This window comes from Candidatus Nitrosocosmicus sp. T, assembly GCF_054408485.1.
This window is the reverse complement of record NZ_CP166992.1, coordinates 2,378,809-2,401,895: the sequence shown is the minus strand read 5'-3', so window position 1 is coordinate 2,401,895 and position 23,087 is coordinate 2,378,809. Positions and strand designations below refer to the sequence as shown.

General features: G+C 34.0%; 27 protein-coding genes, 1 tRNA gene and 1 pseudogene. 19 read left to right on the top strand and 10 right to left on the bottom strand.

Annotation, left to right across the window (positions count from 1 at the left end):
• Positions 1 to 22: 22 nt before the first annotated feature.
• The 3 genes and pseudogenes from asd (at position 23) to AB0A59_RS12260 (ending at position 2,624) form a co-directional block, all read left to right on the top strand.
• Complete coding sequence (gene asd, locus AB0A59_RS12270; protein ID WP_458744176.1) at positions 23 to 1,123, top strand: aspartate-semialdehyde dehydrogenase; 1,101 nt, start codon at positions 23 to 25, stop codon at positions 1,121 to 1,123.
• A gap of 85 nt (positions 1,124 to 1,208) precedes the next feature.
• Positions 1,209 to 1,669, top strand: a pseudogene (locus AB0A59_RS12265) (Lrp/AsnC family transcriptional regulator).
• Positions 1,670 to 1,745: 76 nt separating this feature from the next.
• Positions 1,746 to 2,624, top strand: a complete 879-nt coding sequence (locus AB0A59_RS12260; protein ID WP_458747609.1) for a heme o synthase — start codon at positions 1,746 to 1,748, stop codon at positions 2,622 to 2,624.
• Between the two features lie 38 nt (positions 2,625 to 2,662).
• Here AB0A59_RS12260 and AB0A59_RS12255 read toward each other — a convergent pair whose 3' ends face one another.
• Positions 2,663 to 3,052 carry a thioesterase family protein gene (locus tag AB0A59_RS12255; RefSeq protein WP_458744175.1) on the bottom strand — a complete coding sequence of 130 codons (390 nt, stop codon included), beginning with the start codon at positions 3,050 to 3,052 and terminating at the stop codon, positions 2,663 to 2,665.
• A gap of 181 nt (positions 3,053 to 3,233) precedes the next feature.
• Between AB0A59_RS12255 and thsB the strand changes: the two genes are divergently transcribed.
• Complete coding sequence (thsB, locus tag AB0A59_RS12250) at positions 3,234 to 4,928, top strand: thermosome subunit beta (protein ID WP_458744173.1); 1,695 nt, start codon at positions 3,234 to 3,236, stop codon at positions 4,926 to 4,928.
• Between the two features lie 228 nt (positions 4,929 to 5,156).
• A complete protein-coding gene (locus tag AB0A59_RS12245; RefSeq protein ID WP_458744171.1) occupies positions 5,157 to 6,401 on the top strand; it encodes a PfkB family carbohydrate kinase in 1,245 nt (414 codons plus the stop codon).
• Here the strand turns inward: AB0A59_RS12245 and AB0A59_RS12240 are convergent.
• Positions 6,388 to 6,945: an NUDIX hydrolase gene (locus AB0A59_RS12240; protein ID WP_458744170.1), complete on the bottom strand. Its 558-nt coding sequence runs from the start codon at positions 6,943 to 6,945 to the stop codon at positions 6,388 to 6,390. The two genes, AB0A59_RS12245 and AB0A59_RS12240, sit on opposite strands and share 14 nt — an antisense overlap.
• Positions 6,946 to 7,128: 183 nt before the next feature.
• Between AB0A59_RS12240 and AB0A59_RS12235 the strand changes: the two genes are divergently transcribed.
• Positions 7,129 to 8,205, top strand: coding sequence for a DUF1297 domain-containing protein (locus tag AB0A59_RS12235; protein ID WP_458744168.1), 1,077 nt, complete (start codon positions 7,129 to 7,131; stop codon positions 8,203 to 8,205).
• Between the two features lie 54 nt (positions 8,206 to 8,259).
• Here the strand turns inward: AB0A59_RS12235 and AB0A59_RS12230 are convergent, their stop codons facing one another.
• The 3 genes from AB0A59_RS12230 to AB0A59_RS12220 all read right to left on the bottom strand — a co-directional run bounded on the left by AB0A59_RS12230 (position 8,260) and on the right by AB0A59_RS12220 (position 9,938).
• Positions 8,260 to 8,574 carry a winged helix-turn-helix domain-containing protein gene (locus AB0A59_RS12230; RefSeq protein ID WP_458744166.1) on the bottom strand — a complete coding sequence of 105 codons (315 nt, stop codon included), beginning with the start codon at positions 8,572 to 8,574 and terminating at the stop codon, positions 8,260 to 8,262.
• 151 nt (positions 8,575 to 8,725) lie between these two features.
• Positions 8,726 to 9,313, bottom strand: coding sequence for a tRNA (cytidine(56)-2'-O)-methyltransferase (locus tag AB0A59_RS12225; RefSeq protein WP_458744164.1), 588 nt, complete (start codon positions 9,311 to 9,313; stop codon positions 8,726 to 8,728).
• Between the two features lie 109 nt (positions 9,314 to 9,422).
• Positions 9,423 to 9,938: a helix-turn-helix domain-containing protein gene (locus AB0A59_RS12220; RefSeq protein ID WP_458744162.1), complete on the bottom strand. Its 516-nt coding sequence runs from the start codon at positions 9,936 to 9,938 to the stop codon at positions 9,423 to 9,425.
• 1,015 nt (positions 9,939 to 10,953) lie between these two features.
• Between AB0A59_RS12220 and AB0A59_RS12215 the strand changes: the two genes are divergently transcribed.
• From AB0A59_RS12215 to AB0A59_RS12195, 5 genes are all read left to right on the top strand, one after another.
• Entirely contained in the window at positions 10,954 to 11,469 is a 516-nt protein-coding gene (locus AB0A59_RS12215) for a PUA domain-containing protein (protein ID WP_458744160.1), read from the top strand.
• Between the two features lie 7 nt (positions 11,470 to 11,476).
• A complete protein-coding gene (locus AB0A59_RS12210; RefSeq protein ID WP_458744158.1) occupies positions 11,477 to 11,815 on the top strand; it encodes a nascent polypeptide-associated complex protein in 339 nt (112 codons plus the stop codon).
• A gap of 336 nt (positions 11,816 to 12,151) precedes the next feature.
• Positions 12,152 to 12,802, top strand: a complete 651-nt coding sequence (locus AB0A59_RS12205; protein ID WP_458744157.1) for a hypothetical protein — start codon at positions 12,152 to 12,154, stop codon at positions 12,800 to 12,802.
• A 47-nt stretch (positions 12,803 to 12,849) separates the two neighbouring features.
• Positions 12,850 to 12,924, top strand: a tRNA-Gly gene (locus tag AB0A59_RS12200).
• Positions 12,925 to 13,057: 133 nt separating this feature from the next.
• A complete protein-coding gene (locus tag AB0A59_RS12195) occupies positions 13,058 to 13,516 on the top strand; it encodes an SRPBCC family protein (RefSeq protein ID WP_458744155.1) in 459 nt (152 codons plus the stop codon).
• Positions 13,517 to 13,723: 207 nt separating this feature from the next.
• Here AB0A59_RS12195 and AB0A59_RS12190 read toward each other — a convergent pair whose 3' ends face one another.
• Together AB0A59_RS12190 and AB0A59_RS12185 are read right to left on the bottom strand one after the other, a co-directional pair.
• Positions 13,724 to 14,170 (bottom strand): nuclear transport factor 2 family protein, encoded by a 447-nt coding sequence (locus tag AB0A59_RS12190; protein WP_458744153.1) that lies wholly within the window; start codon positions 14,168 to 14,170, stop codon positions 13,724 to 13,726.
• A gap of 214 nt (positions 14,171 to 14,384) precedes the next feature.
• Entirely contained in the window at positions 14,385 to 14,786 is a 402-nt protein-coding gene (locus AB0A59_RS12185; RefSeq protein ID WP_458744151.1) for a hypothetical protein, read from the bottom strand.
• 567 nt (positions 14,787 to 15,353) lie between these two features.
• On the opposite strand from AB0A59_RS12185, the gene AB0A59_RS12180 reads away from it, so the two are divergent.
• Together AB0A59_RS12180 and AB0A59_RS12175 are read left to right on the top strand one after the other, a co-directional pair.
• Entirely contained in the window at positions 15,354 to 15,944 is a 591-nt protein-coding gene (locus AB0A59_RS12180; protein ID WP_458744149.1) for a GNAT family N-acetyltransferase, read from the top strand.
• A gap of 296 nt (positions 15,945 to 16,240) precedes the next feature.
• The gene (locus tag AB0A59_RS12175; RefSeq protein WP_458744148.1) at positions 16,241 to 16,582 is read left to right on the top strand and encodes an antibiotic biosynthesis monooxygenase; all 342 of its coding nucleotides are present in this window, start codon (positions 16,241 to 16,243) and stop codon (positions 16,580 to 16,582) included.
• Positions 16,583 to 16,890: 308 nt separating this feature from the next.
• Here the strand turns inward: AB0A59_RS12175 and AB0A59_RS12170 are convergent, their stop codons facing one another.
• Complete coding sequence (locus AB0A59_RS12170; protein WP_458744146.1) at positions 16,891 to 17,121, bottom strand: hypothetical protein; 231 nt, start codon at positions 17,119 to 17,121, stop codon at positions 16,891 to 16,893.
• On the bottom strand, positions 17,108 to 17,353 hold the full coding sequence (locus tag AB0A59_RS12165) for a hypothetical protein (protein ID WP_458744145.1): 246 nt from the start codon (positions 17,351 to 17,353) through the stop codon (positions 17,108 to 17,110). Before AB0A59_RS12165 ends, AB0A59_RS12170 begins: the two co-directional genes overlap by 14 nt.
• Before the next feature lie 240 nt (positions 17,354 to 17,593).
• Here AB0A59_RS12165 and AB0A59_RS12160 point away from each other — a divergent pair, with 240 nt between their 5' ends.
• The 5 genes from AB0A59_RS12160 to AB0A59_RS12140 all read left to right on the top strand — a co-directional run bounded on the left by AB0A59_RS12160 (position 17,594) and on the right by AB0A59_RS12140 (position 20,675).
• A complete protein-coding gene (locus AB0A59_RS12160; RefSeq protein ID WP_458744143.1) occupies positions 17,594 to 17,959 on the top strand; it encodes a response regulator in 366 nt (121 codons plus the stop codon).
• A 910-nt stretch (positions 17,960 to 18,869) separates the two neighbouring features.
• Positions 18,870 to 19,013, top strand: coding sequence for a hypothetical protein (locus AB0A59_RS12155; protein WP_458744141.1), 144 nt, complete (start codon positions 18,870 to 18,872; stop codon positions 19,011 to 19,013).
• Positions 19,014 to 19,381: 368 nt separating this feature from the next.
• Positions 19,382 to 19,660, top strand: coding sequence for a UBP-type zinc finger domain-containing protein (locus AB0A59_RS12150; protein WP_458744140.1), 279 nt, complete (start codon positions 19,382 to 19,384; stop codon positions 19,658 to 19,660).
• A 373-nt stretch (positions 19,661 to 20,033) separates the two neighbouring features.
• Positions 20,034 to 20,198, top strand: a complete 165-nt coding sequence (locus AB0A59_RS12145) for a hypothetical protein (protein ID WP_458744138.1) — start codon at positions 20,034 to 20,036, stop codon at positions 20,196 to 20,198.
• A 294-nt stretch (positions 20,199 to 20,492) separates the two neighbouring features.
• Complete coding sequence (locus AB0A59_RS12140; protein WP_458744137.1) at positions 20,493 to 20,675, top strand: hypothetical protein; 183 nt, start codon at positions 20,493 to 20,495, stop codon at positions 20,673 to 20,675.
• Positions 20,676 to 20,989: 314 nt separating this feature from the next.
• Here the strand turns inward: AB0A59_RS12140 and AB0A59_RS12135 are convergent, their stop codons facing one another.
• Entirely contained in the window at positions 20,990 to 22,069 is a 1,080-nt protein-coding gene (locus tag AB0A59_RS12135; protein ID WP_458744136.1) for a glycosyltransferase family 4 protein, read from the bottom strand.
• A gap of 773 nt (positions 22,070 to 22,842) precedes the next feature.
• On the opposite strand from AB0A59_RS12135, the gene AB0A59_RS12130 reads away from it, so the two are divergent.
• Positions 22,843 to 23,028, top strand: a complete 186-nt coding sequence (locus AB0A59_RS12130) for a hypothetical protein (RefSeq protein WP_458744134.1) — start codon at positions 22,843 to 22,845, stop codon at positions 23,026 to 23,028.
• Positions 23,029 to 23,087: the final 59 nt, after the last annotated feature.

Here is a 23,087-nt window from a genome sequence, read left to right as displayed (position 1 = left end):
AAAAAGGATTATTAATTGTTTTATGTCTAACCCTTTCAATATGTTAAAAGTAGCGTTAATCGGTTCAACTGGCGCTGTTGGTCAGGAATTTGTAATTGCACTTGACAAACATCCTTGGTTTAATTTAACTCATATTGTCTCTTCTGAAAGATCTGCTGGTAAAAAGTACATCGATGCAATTAGAGATCCGCAGTCGGGTATACTTAAGTGGCATAATCGCGAACAAGTCCCGGAATATATTAGAGATAAGACTATATCTAAATTTGACGATATAAATCCAAAGAATTTTGACTTGATTTTTACTGCATTAGAATCTGATGATGCACAAATAATTGAACCAAAGTTAGCTGCCCATGTTCCTGTTATTAGTACAGCTGCTGCTTTCAGATATGAAAGTGATGTTCCAATTTTGATACCTGGAATTAATGATGACCATACTGATCTTTTGCAAAAGCAGCAGAAAGAGCGTCAATGGAGCGGCTTTATAGCACCATTGCCCAATTGTACTACTACTGGGCTTGCTATTACTCTAAAACCATTGATTGATAGTTTTGGAGTAAAAAGTGTCTTTATGACCTCAATGCAAGCATTATCGGGAGCAGGTAGGTCTCCTGGGGTTATTGCTTTGGACATATTAGACAATGTCATTCCATACATTCCTAAAGAAGAAGAAAAAGTTCAAATAGAAACCAAGAAAATATTGGGAAAATATGATAAACAGTCTAAAGAAATTTCTGTTAATGATGTAAAGGTCAGTTGCACATGTACCAGGGTACCAGTGTCAGATGGTCATACGGAGGTGGTCTTTGTGGAGACTATTGAAAATACCGACCCCTTGTCAGTTAAAAAGAAAATGATGGAATTTTCCGAACATGTGTCCATAAAGAATCTTCCTACTGCTCCACGGGATTATATTGTTGTAAATGATGATCCTACGAGACCTCAACCACGAGTAGATAGAGAAATCAACGATGGTATGACCACAGTAGTTGGTAGATTGAGAAAGGATACCGTATTTGACAATGGCATAAAGTACGTTCTACTAACTCATAATGAAAAAATGGGTTCCGCTAAAGGTGCAGTATTGCTAGCTGAATTATTCAAAACAAAAAAAATTATATAATTTTTTTTAAAAATAAACAAACTTTATAACAAAAATAAAAATTATACATTTATTAACCACGAAAAAATAGTATATTTTGAAAATTATGGGAAGAATTGACGATCTTGATCTCAAAATATTAAGCGAGTTGTCAAAAGATGCAAGTATATCGGTTCCCAGGCTTTCAAAAAAAATCAACATCAATTCCTCTGTAGTGTATAGCAGGATCAAGCGACTTGTCAAGAGAGGTTTAATTAAGAAATTTACTATTGTAATAAATGATGAAGCTTTAGGTTTTAATGTTAAAGCACTGACTGGAATTACCATGGATTCTAAATTGAGGGATAATGTACTTGGGGAACTTTTTAAGATTCCCTCAGTCAGAGAAGTAGCTGAAGTTACAGGAAGATTTGATGTGCTTGTAACTATGACTGCGCGCTCTCTAGATGAAATGCATCAAATCATATCTGAAAAAGTGGGAAGGATCGAAGGATACAGAAAACTGAAACATTTATCGAGATGAGGAAGACTTCACGAGAAATAATATCAAATTCAGTGTCTAAATAAAAAAATTCTCTCAAGATATAAATAACTATTTTATTTATAATATGGTGGTAGGTTAATAGACTATTTGGTTTTAGAGATGAAGACAGTTGGTAACCAAGTTAAAAATTATTATGAACTTACAAAACCAAAAATTTGGTATCTACTTGTTTTCACAGCAATAGGTGCTGCGGTTTCAGCATCCTGGTTATTCGATGTTCAGGTCAGTTTGATGACTTGGACTTTATTGTTCTTTGCAATCGCTGCAGGCTCTGCAGCTGCGGATACTCTTACAGGATATAATGATAGAGATATTGACGCGATAATGGAAAGAACTAAAGGCCGTCCGATTCCATCAGGAAGGATTTCACCACGTAACGCTTTAATTTTTGGGCTTATCTTAACAGGAATTTCTCTAGTTTGTGCGTGGTTCATAAACATATGGGCTTTTGGGCTAATGGCATTTGGCTTGTTTGATAACATCATAGTATACAGCAAATGGCTAAAAAGAACTAGTCAATCTAATATTATATTGGGCGGATTTTCTGGTGGCGCCCCAGCACTAATTGGCTATATAGCAGTAACATTTCAACATGTGGAAATAGGTATTGCAATGGCCGGACTGGTGTTTTTCTGGATTCCCACACACATCTGGAGTTTAGCCTTACACGTAAAAGAAGATTACCAAAAGGCCAATGTTCCTATGCTTCCTGTTGTATCAAGTGAATCTAAATCTGTGAGAATAATAGCACTAACAACTTTGATGATGGTTGTATTTAGTATATTACCATTTTTCTTTAATCAATTTGGTTTGATATATCTTTTGACTGCTACCGTATTTGGAATTGTAATGATATTTTTGTCTGTGTGGTTATTACTAAAACCAAGTGAAAAAACTTCTTGGTTGGTATTCAAATTTAGCAGTCCATATCTGGCTGCATTATTTATTGCTTTTATGGTAGATGCATTCTTTCACTAGATTACTTCCTCATTTTTTATACTCATGACTGATCAACTCTAGTTTCTTTCTAATCCTTTTTGACCTTCATCTAGTTTTTTTACTTTCAAGTAGAATTTTTCTTTGAACTTAGGAATATTGATAATGAACCTTTCATGAGTTCCCTCTCCTATTTGTTCTAGATTGTCTTCTGTAGATACTTTAAATTGAACTCTTCTTCCATCTACATTTGTGATTTCAGCTTTTAGAATTATATCTGCGCCTACCGGAGTTGCAGCAGTATGATTAATGTCAACAACGGTACCTACCGAATCCCATTCTGAATCAACCTTCAGAAATTGCTCTTTTAATAGCAGTCTACAGGTTTCTTCCATTTCTGATATCATTGAAGGTGTCGAGAAAACATTTTCGCCTTCCCAAAGAAAACTGGTAGACTGATTGTGGCTCACTTTTATTCTCCTTTCACTTTTGGTTCCTAATTTGATGTCAAAATCCATATGAATTATTCAGTTTGCTTTGATAAATTATTTGTTCAACTTGATCCTTATTATTGTAATATTTTACTTGTGAAACCTATAAAAGGGGCTTACCGAAGAATTGTACCATTCTATTAAGGTGATATGAGAAAGTATGGCTTCAATTCAACAAACAGCTGGTGGTATGCCAGTATTAATTTTAAAAGAAGGAACTAAAGAAAATAAAGGCAGAGAGGCACAAAAAAATAATATTTCTGCAGCAAAATTAGTAGCAGAAATTGTTAGATCCAGTTTAGGACCTCGTGGCATGGATAAAATGCTAGTGGATTCTTTAGGTGATGTCACTATTACTAATGACGGTGCAACTATTTTGAAAGAAATTGATGTTCAACATCCTGCCGCCAAAATAATGGTGGAGGTTGCAAAATCTGTCGATAACGAGGTTGGAGATGGAACTACCTCCTCTGTAATTTTTACTGGCGCGCTTTTAGAAAAAGCAGAACAACTGATAAGCAAAGATGTTCATCCATCCGCGATTGTAGACGGATACACTGCAGCTTCTGAGCAAGCATTGGTTATCTTAAATAAAATCGCAATAAAAGTTAATGTCAATGATAAGGATCTCCTTATCAAAATTGCAAAAACCAGTATGGAATCTAAATTGGTATCTGATGATAGTCCGATATTGAGTGAAATTGTGGTAAGTGCAGCTAAACAGATTGCCGAAAAAAGTACCTCAGGTGACGGTCTGCGAATAGATTTAGACAATATTAAGGTTGAGAAGAAAGCAGGTGGTTCTATTCGTGATACAACGTTCATACAAGGAATTGTTTTAGATAAGGAAATAGTTCATGCTGGTATGCCAAAGAGAGTCGAAAACGCAAAGATTGCTCTCATAAATTCTGCTCTTGAAATTGAAAAAACAGAAATGAGTGCAGAAATTCGAATCAGTGAACCCCAACAAATGCAAATGTTCTTAGAAGAAGAAAATAGGATGCTCAAGGATATGGTTGACAAGATAAAATCAGTTGGTGCTAACGTCGTACTATGTCAAAAGGGAATTGATGATATTGCACAACATTATTTGGCTAAAGCAAATGTATTGGCAGTAAGGAGAGTAAAAGAAAGCGACATGTTCAAACTTTCAAAGGCTACCGGTGCAAGATTGGTAAACAATCTAGATGACTTGAGTGAAAGTGATCTAGGTATTGCTAATTTGGTTGAAGAAAGAAAAGTTGAAACTGACAAATGGGTGTTCATAGAAGGATGCAAGAATCCAAAAGCTGTGACCATTCTTGTACGTGGTGGATCACAAAGAGTAGTTGATGAAGCTGATAGATCTTTACATGATGCATTGATGGTTATGAAGGATGTGTTGGAAAAACCATCTATCGTTGCAGGTGGTGGTTCTCCAGAAGCATACATAGCCAATGAATTAAGACAGTGGTCTAGCAGTCTTGAAGGACGATCACAATTGGCTGCACAGAAGTTTGCTGAAGCATTAGAAGTAATACCCTTAACCCTGGCAGAGAATGCAGGTATGGATCCCATTGATACCATGGCTGAATTGAAGGCCAAACAATCAAAGGGAACTAAATGGATTGGCATTAATGTAAAAACAACATCTGTTTCAGATATTTATAAGAACAATATACTCGAGCCAACTGTAATTAAAGAACAAATCATAAAGTCAGCTACTGAAACTGCTTGTATGCTGTTAAGAATTGATGACGTAATTGCAGCCACAAAGTCGCGAATGCCCGCTGGTCCACCTGGTGGCATGGGCGGCATGGGCGGCATGGGCGGCATGGGCGGCATGGGCGGCATGGGCGGCATGGATATGGATTAGTCCATACACGCTTATCCTGCAAAAAAGAGATTAATTTTATATATCAGGACAACCGTTTTATTCTATTTATTTTTCAAACCTTTCTGATGCTGATACTATTATATTTATCCAAATCCAAAATTTATACCTTGAATCCTTGTCCTTCTATTCACTCCTCTTCTTCAACTCATTCTCCCATTACCTTATCAATTTCATCACCTCACCAAATACCTTATACGTCAAAATCCTTTGAGAAATTTTTTTTCAAACGGCGATGCATCTTTTCCATATCACTATCGCAATCAAAACACAAGTCAGTCTGATAAAATGGCTAAAACAGAAAATAGAGAGAATTTGATAACTCAGTTTTCTGGGAACTCCAACTCCCACACTTATGATATATTCCGAAATCTATTGATCAAACTTGTAGATATAAGAGAAACTAGGGACCAACCACAGGTTACCATTTTGCCTGATTTTTTTGTAGATAGAATTATTGAAGTATCAGACTATCCAGTTTTCATTAATGATATACCAAAAAAGATTATTGCGGGAGGCGGAAGTATGCGAGGATATTCTAGTGTAGATATCAAAGGTGGTAACGCAGTCAATATGGCATACAGTCTAGCAAAACTTGATGTTCGCGTAGAGCTATTTACTATAGCAGATGAAATTGGCTCTGCTATTTTACACACTGTTTTTTTGCCCTTCAAAGCAAACGTAAATCTTAATATCACGAAGGGAAAACATGGATTATCAACAGTATTTGAGTTTTTGAATTCCTCCAGCTCCCCCTCAAATGTGATGGTAAGTGATGTGGGTGACAACGATAATTTCGGTCCAGAACTAATTCAATCACAAAAAGTACAGACAATTTTGCGATCATCTGACGCCGTGATAATGACAAATTGGTCATCAAACCTAAGAGGAACCGAGCTATTGGATTATGTCTTTGCAAATTCACCTACTTCCGTTCATTTTCTCGATCCCGCCGACATTGAGAAAAGATGTTTTGAATTCATTAATGTCATAAAAAATCGTTCCAATTTAATAGACTTCCTAAGTATTAATGAAAATGAATATAATCTGATAATTGAAGCATTAAAGAGCGTCATTGAATTTAACGAAAACACTCTTTTAACTTTTGATAGTAATTTATATCCTAATAATATTAACGCCTTTTGCGAATCGGCAAAATTGCTTTCTAATTTTGTTAATTTAACAGTATGTATACATACAACTAAGGGATCCGTAATATCTAACGGTCATGAGTCGTTATTTGTAGACTCAATTGTTCCATCCAAAATCGATATTGTAAGTGGAGCCGGAGATTCATGGGATGCTGGTTTCATTTATGGTCACTTATTTGGATTCACGACGATAGAGAAAATTTGTTTTGCAAATTTATTATCCTCACTGCATGTAGGGAATTTATTTGGTGACAATCCTTCACTATCCGAAATTATTGATTATATTAAATCTAGTTATCCTTAAATTCATTATCATTATAATGGGCAAAATAATAGAGAAATATTGCTGTCACTGTTTTACAGTCTATTATTGTTCCATCATAACAGTATTTGATAGCGTCATTTAAATTAACAACAAAGTTAGTGATATTTTCGTCCTCATCCATTCTTTCTGGGGCATGCAGTTTGGTCACATTTTCAGCAACGAAAAAATGCATTAATTCGGTATCATAACTTGGTGCCAAAAAACATCGGGTCAACGGTTTTAGCACTCCTGTATATCCTGTTTCTTCTGCTAACTCTCTTTTTGCTGCTTCATAAGGTGACTCATTATTTTCAATCTTGCCTGCGGGTATTTCAACTAAATATTTGTTTACTGCATGTCTGAATTGTTTAATTAACAAAATCTCTTTTTTATTAATGGCGGGAAGTATTCCGACAGAAGGACTATGCTCAACTACCTCTTTTCTAAAAACTTTTCCATTATAGCTGAATGTATCTATCCTTAACCTTACTGGACCATCATGGACCACATTTTTGCTTATGACACTGTACCTCTCTTTAGACATTAACTCAGTAAAAGTAATTTTTGACTAATATTTACTAATTGTATCTCAATGACGTCATTAGGCAGCATCATATTGTTTTTCCCTTGAAGGCAATTATCAAGCAGCTACATACCGTACGATTTGATAAGTAAACAAAAAAATTAATCTCCGATATAATTCCAATTAATAAACGGGTTATGAAATATGAATGACCAAAATTTTTCTATAAAAAATTTCAATCAAGACGTTGACAAACAAACTGTTATGACTTTGGGTTCACATTGCTCGTTACAGGTATTAAAAGGTGCCAAAGATGAGGGTTTCAATACTTTGTTAGTATGTGAAGAAAAACGAATTAACATGTACAAACGGTTCAAATTTATTGACAATATTGTATCGATCAAAAACTTCAAAGAAATTGTAAATAGAAATTTTCAAGACGAATTGATTGAAAAGTTTAGTCCAATCATGGTTCCTCATGGAACGTTGATTTCTACATTAAATATGGACGAACTGGAGAGTATCAAGATACCGATATTTGGTAATAAATGGATCCTTAGATGGGAATCAGATAGAATGCTAAAACAACAGCTAATGGACGAATCAAAGTTGCCATCTCCAACTCAAATATCATCCAAAAATGATATCGATGGCTTGTGCATAGTGAAATTGCATGGAGCTGCTGGAGGGAAAGGATATTTCTTGGTTACTGATAAAAAGGGATTCGAAGAACAAGCACAAAAACTCATTAAATCACGTGTAATAGAATCTGAGGACAATTTGTTTATACAGAAATATGCTAATGGAGTCCCTGTTTATTTACAATATTTTTTTTCACCTATCACCGATGAACTTGAGTTATTGGGGATAGATAGACGTTATGAAACGGATATTGATGCAATAGGACGAATACCATCGAAGTATCAAATATCCTCTAATATTGAGCCTTCTTATACTGTTGTAGGGAATATACCAATAGTACTAAGAGAATCTTTACTGCCTGAAGTTTACTCTATGGGTGAACGATTTGTTGAAGCATCAGAAAAACTCGTTCCTCCGGGAATGCCTGGACCATTTTGCATTGAAGGTGTTTATGACAATAATGCTAATTTCATAGCATTTGAATTTTCAGCACGAATTGTAGCTGGAACAAACTTGTACGTTTCGGGTTCACCTTATTCAGATTTATTATTTGACACTCCCATGAGCATGGGCAGGAGAATTTCTTTAGAAATAAAAAGGGCTACCCGATCGTCGAAAATTGGTTTAATTACAACTTGATTTTTGGCTCATGTAGTCACGATAGATGGGAAAAAGAAGTTTGATCACATCAAATCAAATTAGCTTTGTTGATAATGCAAAATCTTTTCTCTTATCTACTTCAACCAACAAATCCATTCCTTCTTTAGTTATTACATAATACTTTGAATTTTTTAATACATAATTTTTCATCCTTTCAAGGTGATAGTAAATAGATCCTGTAGACAGACCTGTTATGGTTCTGATTTCAGAAAAACATGCGGATCCATTCTTTTTTACAATAGCTCTCAATATTTTGATCCTGGTTCTTTTTGCCCTAAGTTGTGTATCACCCATTAACTCTATCATATAGTGGTGTTTTTTTTTATTTCTTGCGGTGTTGTTTATCATAACTTAATTATATAATAATCAATTGTCTCTTTCCTCCTTATGAATACCATCTACATGTGTCCATGTGGTTCTGTGATTATAATATAGTCCCTATCTGTAATAGCAGTATGAATCCCTATCTTTCTTTCTTACTTTTTTTATTTTTATTTTTTCATTTTGGACTTGCGTTGTTGTAGCTGTTTTTTGACTTATTCTGCTTCCTCATAATTACATTTTTGCCCTTATCTGATGGTATGATTTTCATTCTTTCATCCAAAAAACTCTTGTTAAATTCGTTACCTTCAAATATTCTATCTAGAAAAATTGCTAATGCTGCAATTTCTGAGTGAGGCTGATTACCTATTGCAATATTATAATCAGCAAGTAAATAAACCTCTTTTGGAACCTTTTCTGCTCCTATTATGACCAATATTTTTTGATTTAATTCTTTAACCTCTTTTATTTTATCATTGATTAGAGATCCATACATTGTAAGATGAACGACTATACCGCCATTTTCTTTCCATGATTTCACTAACTTTTTCCAATTATCAATGATTTCGAGTCTAAATTCATTTTCTCCTCCCCATCTTTTATTGACTTTATCTAGAGTTTTTTTTATTTCATCATCCACGTCGGTCATGTAGATCACTTTACTTCCCATGGCCCTTGATACCAACACAGCATGAGTAGTTGTTCGGTCGTCTCTTACCAGTCTGTGACCTATTCTAAGCACCGCTACAGATGATGGCATTGTCATTAGATATATCTCCATCACCACCCTTCTATTTTCTTTTCACTCAAGAATGGAGAAATTTAGGAATTAAAAGATGAGATTACTTTTGTTGCTTCTGATATTCCATTCTATTTTATTCTTCTACGTTCTCTTCATTGGGGTTGATAAATAACGTTATTCCCAAAAACCTCTCAAGCTTCTTTGCTAAGATTTCATCAGGTCTTATTGATCCCGTTTCAATTTTCTTTATCAGCGTTACCTTTTCGTTAATTTTTTGTCCAAGTTGTTCGTGGGTTAGCCCCTTTTTACTCCTGGCATTTCTTATAAGCGACGGAAACTCTTGATCCAGAATCATTTCATCAACCCAGTTGATTTTCTTCAAGGGGGGTGGTTTAATCCTTGGAGCTGCTCTTATTTTTCTGGCATAAAGGTTCCTTGAACCTTGTTGAGGGGCAAATGCTGGTTTGGGGGATAAATATCCTATAGGGTCTGTCCCTTTCGGTGAACCTAAGTTCTTTGAAACACTAGTAGATTCAACTGGTTTGCCTCTTTTTGAACAGGACAAACAGACACTCATAATTGATTTTTCAATTATTACTTTCTTGCTTATCTCGGTATGTTTTCCGCATAATTCACAAAAAGAAACCATGTAGGTAATTAATTGAATCTAATTTATTAGGATTTGTCGTCCGTGTGTCGTCCGTGTGTCGTCCGTGTGTCGTCCGTGTGTCGTCCGTGTGTCGTCCGTGTGTCGTCCGTGTGTCGTCCAACTTTTCTCTTTTGTTCGTATCTAGACGTATTGCAATTGACGAGAATTGTCCGCAACCGTGATTCATAGCATATTTTGACTTTAATAATATTTCATTCAATCGACTGGCTACTCATGGCTTGCCGAAATAACATCGATCATTTACATAATTTCTTCTAGTCTGATTTGTCCAAACCGCTTTTCGTAGAATTAAGGAGTATTATCGTCCAAGGATGCAACAGCCTACACTGTATGGCATAATAGTAGATGGAATTAATAACTGCTTTATTCTCTTATTTCAGGCTGTAACAATAACTTTAGATGCTTTGCACTTCACTATAAGAATCTTGTACACGTTTACTCCATTAGACCCATCTTTCATATAATTGTCAAATTCTCTAACTGTATGGAAATATGGTATGAGATGGAAGCAAGGTACCATACCCGAACCTGTCCACCGTGTAGACATTTATAAATAGTTTTAATATATTATCTATTTGGACCTGTCCAAATTCTTTTTGCTATATTTAACAAAAAGCGACACTAGGAGACACCAACTTATAATGAATCATCCATAAATATCTGTATATGAATATAAAGAATTACTTAAAAAGCATTAGATAATCGAATCTATTCATTTAGTGGAGTTAGATAACGCATTATTTAGTTCTATTTTACTTATGAAAGGCCCTTTCCATTAGAACCTGTGGGATTTTCTAAAAGATATATTATTAACAGAATTTACATAAACTAATCTAAATTTTGTAAAATTGCTTACTAATGATAAAAACTTACCGACTTTCAATCTACTTGGCAATGAATGTGGATTGGCCTATATCCTCTCGCCCTTCGAACTACTTACGAGTTAGTCATTCATATGGTTTTTATTGTGGGCATCGCTAGTTAGGATGTCTAATTGCAAAAGCTATTTCTAGATCCGTATCAGAAAATATGTTCTCATGTGGACTTTCTCTTTGGAAGGGATATCAGCTCAATTCTTCCAAAAGATTTAGAACTTGAATATTCTAGAAAAACCGGGAAGATCAAGAGTTTTAGCATTGATGGAAAATTAATGGGCACCTTTCGAACTGATGGGGGAATTGCATTAACGATTAATGGTGCCAATCTTTTTTTAAAACAAAAGGGGTATCTATCCAACTGTGTTATACCTATTGAAGACGCTGTACCATTCGTATCAGAAGGCAGATCCCTATTTGTAAAGCATGTGCTAAGATGTGGTGAGAACGTTAAAAGCGGATCAGACGTTGCAGTAATAGACAAAAATGAATCTGTTCTAGCTGTGGGTCGATCCTTGTTACCATTTTCATATTATTTACAGTCCATAGATGATATTGCTGGTCATGATGGGATATCTCTTATCCGTGGTATAGGAATAAAAATTAGAGAAGGAATAAAAAGCAGAAGTACCTAGGGTTTGTATGATGCGATCGGGCAACAGAGATATGCGAAGAATGCTTGACCGGATGGGTTTAGACATGAAAGATCTAGGTTCGGTAGAGGAAGTTATTATAAGAACCGATGTGAAAGAAATATTTCTTAAAAAACCCCAAGTTGTGGAAATGAAAGGCAAAGATAGTACAATTTATCAGGTTATTGCTACCGATATCGAAGAAACTAATAGAGATGTTCCTTCTTTTAAGGAAGAAGATATTGTATTAGTTATGCAGCAGGCAAATGTGTCAAAAGAAAAAGCGGTCGTTGCTTTAACAGATACTAAGGGCGATATTGCACAGGCAATACTTAATTTGACAGTTTAAAAACGCTCTTTTTTATCATCTAGTTAAGATATCAAGAGACCCAGAAAAATATTTAATCATATTATAATTTTAACGAAATACCTATAATTATTTAGAATTACTATTAATTATTGCATTATATAATTAATTTTTCAGTTAATTATGTAAAAATATTGTCTTGTAATGATTATTATGAAACAGGTGATATGTACTTTAATACGATAGGTAAGATCGCTATGTGATTAGAGATGGATTTGAACAATCTTGAAGTTTGCGTAATTTTTGCATTTTTGACTGTTAGAAAATTAAACGTAATCTTTAATAGGGTTGTGATAACAATTTAAGGTAGCAATAGAAATGTTCAACTTAACAAGTTGTCCACCAGTTATTGTTGCGACAGTTTCAGGCCGTTCCTATTATAAAATAACAAGTGTATTAAAATCTCTGGATTTACATTATTTGTCGTTATCACCAGAAGAAGCGTCACTGTCCACCGGAAAAGTTATAATTACAACGGTTGATGAGTCCAAAATCGTAAATAGGGATAATATGTATTTGGATACTCAATTAGAAAAATTTCCTCTATCCATAAAAGCAAAAATTTTGCAAAACTGTATGGGCTACTTTGGTTCTTCTAAAGAACAATTGATAGTTGGGATAGATCCTGGAAAAAGGATTGGTATTTCTATATTATACTGTTATTTTGAACTAGATCGAATAGTTCTGTCTTCGGTTAATTCCACAATTGAAAAAATCAGTTTTGTTTTATCATCAATTGAATCTCCAACTAAAATAGTTAGAATTGGTGATGGGAGTTTGGCTCTTTCTCATCAAATTGCCGGAATTCTGAAATCATATTTTAAAGACGAGGTAATTATTGAAATTGTAGACGAATATGGAACTTCTATAAGGCAAGGTGCGGAAAAAAATCGTGGTGGGATCCGTGATATTAGCTCTGCTAGAAAAATTGCTTTTAGAAAGGGGAAAATATGGAATAGTGGTAAGTAGCACCACAGCATTAAGTTATTAATACCGTATGATTAATTTTATGTCAGGCGAGGTTGGCCCAGCCTGGTTAAGGTACGAGCTTCCCAAGCTCGGGATCGCGGGTTCAAATCCCGCACTTCGCACCTTTTTGTATACTCAGTGAATTATTTGGCAGGCGTGATGTTTTATTCATGATTGAGGTGATTTTTAGTTTTTTTGACAATCTATGTCAAAAAAATACAACTACCTTATATAACATACTGTGTAATAATATTTATGACTAGAATACAAACTCAAATTAAAATAGATGCACCTGTTAACACTGTTTTTGAATATTATACAAATCCAGACACTATTAAAGAGTCATGGCCAAGTGACATTGTAAAAGAATCAGAAAATGAATCTACCAAAAAAAGCGAAGAGGGTTCAGAAATGATAGTGACAGGCGAATATATGGGTAAAGAAGATGAAATGATCTTAGAAGTAGTTAAAAAGGAACAGAATAGAAGGCTAGTTACAAAACAAACAGAAGGGCCATTTCAAGAATGGGAAAGCACTCAAGAATTCCAGAGCAATGGAAATAATTCTACGAATGTCAATCATACTATAAACTATAAATTAACAACTATTGGAAAGATTTCCAACTTCTTGACAGGAGGTCAAGCAGAAAATAAAATAAGAGAGGGGGCATATCGGGCTGCTCTAACGGGAAAACAAAAATTAGAATTAAGGTAATGTTTAGATCGTATTGCCATCTTTATTTTGAAGACATGATTTATCAATGTCTCTAGTAGTAGAGGCCTTCATTTTTTGACACAGCAAGCTATTTCCTTGCAAAATACTACTGTCTCCAGTAACAACCTGCCCGTTATGTTCAAGAGAATTGTAAATTAATAATCATATTTATGAGGCTTTCGTTAAGGAGAAATTCTTTAACCACAATCAGCAGTGAGAAGATGTATTTGGTGGAATGTAGTTTGTTATAGGAGACCCATGGTGATGAATAAGTGACCATTCGCAATTTGGTTCCATTCTTTCAAATGCATTGGTAGCAATCACACCCGTCCTAACCACTCGACCGCTATATGGATCTTTTGTTTCTATGTTTTCTATACATACAACTACTGCAATTTTATTATCAAAGATCTTAATTTTTGTGTTTGTGATTGTAAACCTTATCATCTCTGTGTTGCTAAATATTGTTGTCCAGCTTTCTCTTATTGCCAACCAACCAGTAAATAAATCCCACCCTGGATGTATGCAAACAACATTTTCATCATGTTTCCATATTTTGTCCATTGATTCGATAGATAGGTTTTCAAAAGCACGGTAAAACCATATGTTAGCTTGATTTACCTCTTCACTTGCAATTCCATTATCTTTTTGCATTTAACAGATGGTTCTCCTAAAGCATATTATTTACAGGTTGCATGATTGGGCGCGGCCCTGTTAATTTAAGGTAATTTTTCAAATGCTTCCCAGTATTTCATATAGATTAAGAGGAATTATTTCAGAACAAAAGGTCATAAATCGTGCTCAAAATATAGGGAATCTTGTCGATATTGTTCTGTTTAGTCCAGTGACAACTCAAATTCACTCTTTTTCAAATGCTTAAGTTAACAGGGCCTGCCATTAGACTATAAGTATTTAAATAATCGTTTGTTGGATCGCTAATTGTAAAATTTGCCTCAATTCCCTGGCTTGCAATAGGAGGTAATGTGACTGAAGCTTCAAATTCCAAAATATTTTCGGGGAAGGTGGTTGTTTCTGGATTTGGATTTGTAGGAGGAGATTGATTACCGTGATGAAAACAGGCCTTCAAGATATCAGTTGCTAAACCTTTGATATCACCATCGCCTTCATAATTTGGACAGGCCTTTTTGATTGAATCGGCTATCTTGTTGTTATTATCGTCTATTGTAGCAAATGCTTGAGTGTTAGAAGATAACGATAGGTTTGAAACACCAAAGCTAGAGACTAACAATAATGCAGCAACAGAAGCCATTAGAGTTGAATTTCTTACTTTATCTTGTAATATTTTTGTATATCCATTTCTTCACTTCCTTTTCATTTATCTTACTAGTTATGGAGGTACAAGACTAGTAAAGATTGAACAAATTTGGAATTAATCTTCCTACAGATTTAAGTTGAAATTGATTTTATCTAGGTCCTGATAATCGTTTGAATAATTAATTTGCTACTACAATCCGAGAGATAGTTAGTATAAGAATAATGGAAAGGGATCGCGGGTTCAAATAGAGCGTTTCATCCTTGATTCCGAGCAAAGATCAATTTATTCAATATTATTAGATTTAATTACCATTTACAACTTCGAAACCCTACTTCATTCTATTATTTATCAAACATTATTTGTTGAAGTAAAACAAGGAATCGATGAGTATTTGGGTGAGTCAGTAATTCATTTCATAGTCTCATATAGATCGGGACATTGACTGACTGTTAGATATTTTCAAGGGTCTGATTCGATCAATTCATTATTCTTTAATTTTTGAGTTTTGTGCAATACATAAATTGTTAAAAGTTATAACTATGGGCATTCATGGATACTACAATGTCCGACCATCAAGTCAAGATTGCAACTGAATCAGAACAAAATGCTGTTATTGATACTTTAAAATTGGCTTTTGGGTCTGATCCTGCTACACGTTGGGTGTGGCCAGATCCGCAGAAATATCTATTACATTTTACTACGTTTGCCCTGGCTTTTGGGGGAAGAGCATTTTCTCATAAGTCTGCTCACTATGTTGGAAATTATTCAGGTGCTGCTCTTTGGTTACGTCCTAATATAGAACCTGACATTAATACCATGCTAAGACTTTTACATAGTACCACATCAGAAGAGGCACAGAATATTCTTCCGAGGGTATTTGAGAAAATGGGTTCATTTCATCCAAACGAACCTCATTGGTATTTACCTCTTCTTGGAGTTGATCCACTTTACTACAACAAAGGATTTGGATCTATTCTCATGAAATATGCATCTAAATTCTTGGATGAAGATAACTCGTTGGCATATCTTGAATCATCAAATCCAAAAAATATTCCTTTTTATCAACGTCATGGATTTGAACTACTGGGGACCATTGAGGTAGATGAGTTTCCACCTCTATTCCCAATGCTTCGTAAACCTCAAAAGTTATAGTAGTATTAGTCCCATCCAAAATAAATTGGGTACTATATGAATTGAATTAATAGTCTTTCTAAACAATATCCGATAAAGATCTTGTGAATTCTGAATGTCGCCTATAGTGGGTTCAAATCCCGAACTTTGCACCTCTGAGTGCGATTAGATGAATCATCTATAATCTCAATATTCACAAGTTAACAATAGCCATTTTTCCACTAACCTTCTTGTTATTAGATTACTCAGTTTAGGCTTATGATGTATATCTAGAATTATCTGTTATTAAGTTTAAGTTTTTATTCTAATGGTCATAATTGACAATATCGAAGAATATGACTACAATAAAGATAGACAAGGATATTATCACTTTAATTAATGTATTCACAGTTGATCCATCAAAACAACAACAACTAGTAGATGCTCTTGTTGAAACCACTAAGCAAGTATGGCGTCTGCAGGATGGATACGTATCAGCAAGTATTCATAAGAGCCAAGATATGAAGAGGGTAGTAAATTATGTCCAGTATAGGGGTAAAGAAGCATTTGATAAGAGACTTGATAATCCGGAGGCAATAATCCGCATGAATAAAGTATTGTCTATGGCCAAAGCAGATGGTCATTTGTATGATGTAGTTTTTACAGATAAAAAGGAATAATCTAACAAACTTCCAGTAGTGTTTATTTAGCCATTTTATTAAAAAATTTATTGTTGTTGATTATGTTGTATCAATTTTATGCCGCAAATTAACTATGTCATTTATTATAAACGAAAGGGATCGGAGGTTCGTTTTAGTGACAACGGGATTTGAACTTAATTACAAAGCGGTGAGCGGGTTCAAATCCCGCACTTCGCACTTTGAGTGCGAGTGTGTGAGTAGTAGATTATTAAGATTTAAGAACTTTTATTTCATAATCTTGCGATGATTGGTTTTGGAGTCCCTCATTTGCAGTTTGCTCTGTATCATCATTGTTGTCTTTGACTGGTTGAATCTGCGAAATCATCGTTGCTTTCTTGACTTGTAAATTGTTCTGATCCCCCATTTCCTCCATTGGAACTGAGATCAGTATTTGTTGCCTGTATTTCATCTAAATCTTTCACATCTGAAGGTTCGGTTAATGGTGAATCCAGTTCGATTCGAAGTATGTCTCCTTCAGGACAGGTTGGTTGTCTTATTGAACAGTCATTTCTTTCCAAATCCTCCACTTGAGTTTCTACGTCTCCACAATTTTGCCCTTACCATCACATATTTGACATACTTCTTTTCCTGATATTTGACCCGGGACTTTTTCCCTCCAGCAACATCCAACGCTATCACGGACTTGCATGCACTTTCCAGAAGAATCCCAGTTGACGTTCTTAGACGCCGCTTATACGTTAGATATCGATATGGTAAAAACCATGGAAAGGACAATTCCGTAAATGACAATGGTAAAAATTGCTTTGTGATGATTTTTAAAATTTTCAACGAATTTCATAAAAATCCCTTGATTGAGAAATTATTTAATATGTTAAGATTACCAAATTCTTAAGATTAGAGAATGATTTGAATTTCTTCATAGTCCATACCAAATTCAGGGAATAAATTATATTTGTATGTTCAAAACAATATTGAATATAATAAGAAATATACAATACTTATAACTATCTTTGAACCATAGAGAATTAATTGAACATACTGGCAGTGGATAACAATATCGATATCTTGGAAGCTTTATCTGACTACTGCTATTTACAACGTATAGACTGTGAAGTAACCAGTGATGGGCTTGAAGGGTTATCCAAAATTCAGGAGAACGAATACGATCTAATCCTTTTGGATATTGAGATGCCTAATTATACGGGATTTGATGTTTTAAATCAATTAAAAAAGCAAGGTATACTCAATAAAAATATAGTGGTAATAACAGCAACAGATCTTAAGATAAACGATTTTGATGACTATTATGAAGTAGGTGTAAAGGAAGTTCTACCTAAACCCATACAACTTAGTCATATAGATAAAGTAATAACAAAATACGGATATACTCTCTAAAAAGCCCTTCCTCTTAATTTATGAAGGAGATTGCATTCCCATTCCAGCCAGACATGCAACAATGCTCGGTATTCGATGGCAAGTAAGTTTAATCGTTAATAATACCGATTCACAATCGCGGTTCAAATAAAGCGATCCATCATTGGATCCGCGGAAAGATCGATATGCAATCCTCTTACTTACCAAGCGGCTTACCACAATCAATCGTGTAAAACATTAGGTATGAATCCGACTCAGAATTCACATCCAAATCTTTATCGCCAGGAATGACCAACCATATTTCCTTATCTGATTTTAAGTTATTTGGATTGGATGCAATCGTGTGACGCCGTGGTCATCTTTTAATCCTATATGTAATTTATCGAGTAACACACTAAGAGTCGTACAGTCATCCGGATGAATTTTCTTTGACAAGAGGAGATAATTAGTAATATGATTCTTAAACTTTCTTGAATCACACTAGGTTACCATTCTGAAGACTTGAGCTTTCCAAGGCAACAAACAGGTTCAAATTCCCCACTTCGCACCTTTTAAGAATGAAAATCGACTATTAGTTGATAATATTGTGGACAGTTATTCCATCATAGAAAGTATGTATTGGTTTTGAGTGATTGCAGTTACTACATACTATGAAATCAACTTTAGTAGATTGTTAATAACTTGTTAGTTTATAATATTATTTAAATATAAGCAGGATAAACCCCAGTTCTACTATAACCTGCGAGATATTGCTATTGGTAAAGATAGAGTGCAGTCATTTAATGATATTGCAAACTGGTGTATTCCGCTCCTCAAAGGTTGGGCTATAACAAACAAATCTATTGGAGGCATAGCTCAGGAAGAGATTATGATTTATTAGTAACAAGAAATGAAAACAATTCTTTATTCTGCTGTCATGTTCTTATGCGTAATGGCAATAATCACACAGTTTCTATTATCCAAGCATTCTCAAGTATCGGATTTGCCTGATGTAGTAATAATAGTTTTTCAATTTTCAGACACAACAGTCTTGTTGCAGATACAATGGAGGCGTTCTAATCCTTTGTTACTGTAGAAGGGGGAACAGATAGGCCATCGATATTTAAAATAGAATTAAAAACAATATCTCTACCAATGAGAGTCTAACGCTCCATGTCATACAGAGAAATATGACCTAGAGTATGTCCCAGAGTATAGATAACTTGCAGAGTGTTTCTAATAGTGTCGCTGACTTCTAATAATACGTCTGTGATAATGCGCCCACCGTTTATGTCTTCGAATTCTTTAGTTACTTTATTAGTATTAGTACCCATTATTTTTAGAATGTGTTAAAAGGCATCCTTATTTGGAGAACCAAGTTACAGAAATCAGCGGCCAGTTAATAGATTGTAATAATTTCAAAAGTGCTATTCAATTTATTTACCATGATCATATAGTAAAGTTATGGTGGATAATAATGAAAACAAGCAATGTAAGCACCTAGATGTAGTTGATATCGACAAGAAAGGAAACACAAAAGGTTGTGAAGAATGCGAACAGATTGGTTCAGATTGGGTTCATTTAAGACTGTGTCTTACTTGTGGACATGTTGGATGTTGTGATAATTCAAAGAATAAGCACGGTACAAAGCATTTTAAGAGCACATCACATCCAATTATAAAGTCGTACGAACCCGGCGAATCTTGGAAATGGTGTTATGCGGATGAATTATTTATTGAGTAAATATTCAAATCCAATAGCTCGACTAAGATGATGACAAATTTATGATATCTAAAGATATTGCAAGCATCATTTCTAAATCAAACATTGACTCCAGTTAGTTTAGGATGAAAAAATTTAGACTCCTCAACTGTTTAAAAGCCGAATCATCTACTGTATCGTGTTAAAAGCCCTTTTTATTAATAGGTTTGATGATGGTCGTTCTTCCTACTTCTAAAATTTACTACGTAAGATGTTTCGATGATTCTATGACATGAAAAGGTATCAACAAAAAATATCTGGCATTTAAATAATTAAAGAAAATTGTTAAATTTGTATTTGTTGAATATATAGTGTAGATATGAAGATACAAGAATGTTGTGAAGGGATGAATACTATGCTTTCAGAAAATACATTTACGATATCTAGCATAAGTGAAAAGGGTTGGATAAAGATAATAGAACATGACGGCACCATGGAGTTGGGAACAGATCCAAAACTTCATAATTATGATATAACGCATTGTCCATTCTGCGGGGTTCAGATAGAATATGATGGTTAGTGTATAAATGTTTCAATAAATGCTAATTCTTTCTATATTTGTAATGTTTTCTTTATTTACTGGAAAATGCATTTAAATTTATCAAAATAATGGTGATTGTGTGTGAACAATATCATAATTATCTTGGTATGATATCGCTCGTTGTGATATTTATTGCCGTGTCACCTATCTGCGTAATGGCAAAACCAATGAAGTCGTCCTCTACTGATGCGTTCCAATAACTTATGGATATACCGTCAAATGTTGTGATATTCTTATAGATAAAGATGGTGATCAAGGAAATCTGTACTGTTCGTGCTGATACTAATCCACCAAGCAACTGCACATCAAAAAGAGGAATTAAGGAAGTGTTCAGACAATGATGATACAACTCCTAGCATACCTTCCATTTCTGGAGTAGAAGTGAAAGATGATACCTACATTGGAGAGAACAGTAGTCTATGTATTCCAACAGAAGATGAAGGGCTTGTACGTTAGATGGTGATAAGGTCTTGTCACCACCATAAGAAATAGAATTACTAATGCAATTTTATACTTTGTTAGTATTATTAGAACTAGATTTTAGTTTTCAATTATAATATCTTCGGTTCCAATTCCACATTTCGAATCTTTTGATTTTATTTGACAAAATAATTATCTCGACATTTTATCTACTAGATAATTGAAGATCCGTTCAAGTCCCAGATTAATTAGTTATTTTAGTAACAAGATAAGGACATTTGACAAGTTAGGTTATCTGAGTTTCATTTATACCATTATGATAATTTCTTCTTACCTAATATCATTAATAGTTATTTGGTATATTCAATTACTGATATCACATTCTGAGCAACATTCTTCCATGTTGGAAAGACATTGCTTGCTTTTTTGTATTTTTTATCCGATTGATTAAAATTATATCTTTCTATTGCTTTGATACATTCATCTGCAAAGAGGTGCCAATTTCCCAATTCTATCAGTTTTATTATTGTTTCCTCATTCTTAGAGTATAGATCGTCAAAAACAGGAATCTTCCATGCTATGATCGGAATTCCTAGAAACAATGCCTCCGCTACGGCTATTCCAAAGCCTTCTCTTGATGATGGAAAAATAAAAACTTTTGTTCTTGAAGAAAGATCTATCTTCTCCTCTTCAGAAACAAAACCTCTGTGATCTATTCCAATAGATAGTAATTTTTCAATCATGTCAGGACTTGCACGTCCAATCATTACTAGATTAGAATTGGGCCTAACTGTTTTAATTTTTATCCATATTTTTTCTAAATGAATGAATTTTTCCATTCTTCCCATGCAAAGAAAATCTATATCTTTCTTCTTATCTATTTTATTCTTACTACTAACAACAACATCAAGAATATCGATATCTATTCCTGCTCCAACAATCGCAATTTCATTTCTGTTTCTATTGATATTTTTATGTAAAATTCCTCTAGTTCCATTTATTTTGAGGTTTTCATCCCTATTCTTACCATTTCTAATATCATAAAAAAATTCTAGTTCACGCATTGAGGATTTGCTAACGGTCAAAATAATATCTGAATTCTTCAGCATGATGGATGTAATCCTTTCTATAAGAAAATTGTAAAAGATCTCCATTGAATTTTTGCGGGTTGGTATTCTTTGCTCGTAATGGTGAAATACAACAAAGATTTTTGCATTTTTTTGAAATGTTCTAAGAATAAACCAGAGCAAAATACTTGACTCACCCCAAGCGTCTATTATTGCGATATCAGGTGAATGAATAATAATTCTTGCTAAATCATAGAATTTATTGAAAAGTCTGTGGATAGCATTTTTACTGTCGCCATAAGCATATGACTTTAACACAGAATAACGGTTACTATTCTCAATATGATCTGCAACTTTTTTCATCCACAGAAATCCTCCCGTATAATCCATAGCCTTGGCGGGATAACCAAAAAAAAGAATTTTTGATCTCTTGTTAATCAATTATAACATTATTTATTAACTAACAAAGATTAAATAGTAAAAGTATTTTTATTAAATTCTTATATGACAATGTTTTTTAATTCTGACATTTTTCTATTAAAATTTACTAGCAGAGGTACTTAATCCTAATCTACATTTTCAATTATGGCAAAGGATTAACTATACAATTAATCCAATCTTAATTAATCCAAGAACTAACCAATCGGTTAAATTATACTTCATCCAGCATTCTAGTTTATGGATGCTTCTATTCATCGAAGTTTTATTAATACAATATTGCAAGAAAATAAAGTGAAATTTGATCTTGCATAAGGTACCATAACGTTAGAAAAATATTTTTCTTTGATGGATTAAATAATAATACAATTGATTGTTAAGTGCACGTGTGGGTAAAATAAGCTTAGGAACTTTCCTTAAATCCATAAATTCATATTTAAAACCGAAAGGCCATTGTAATTCCAATTCTTACACTTATTGCTTTCACTATTATCAGATATCTCTTATTAGATTAAAACATAATATTTAACAGGGACCATCTCAAAAACGTATTTAGGAAATAAGCATTAAAAAAAAGAACGAATGTCGTTTGCACGCTCTCTACTCACGCTCGCATTTTAGTATTAATCCTATGGATAGTAATATGCTAGATAATATCACCTATTCATTAAATATAATGTTTTATCAAAATTAATACAATGGCAAATAATAACAACAAAAACAATAACAACAACAATAGTAACAGGGGATTAGCCTCAGCAGATGAAGAGACAAGAGAAAGAGTAGCTAGAGCAGGTGGGGAAGCACCACATGATGAAAGAGGACTACAAGCAGCAGATGAAGAAACCCGTAAAAGAGTAGCCCGAGAAGGCGGAAAGGCATAAAATAGTACATCCTATTTTCAAATCTTACTTTTAATTTTATTTTTTGAATTACGAATTCA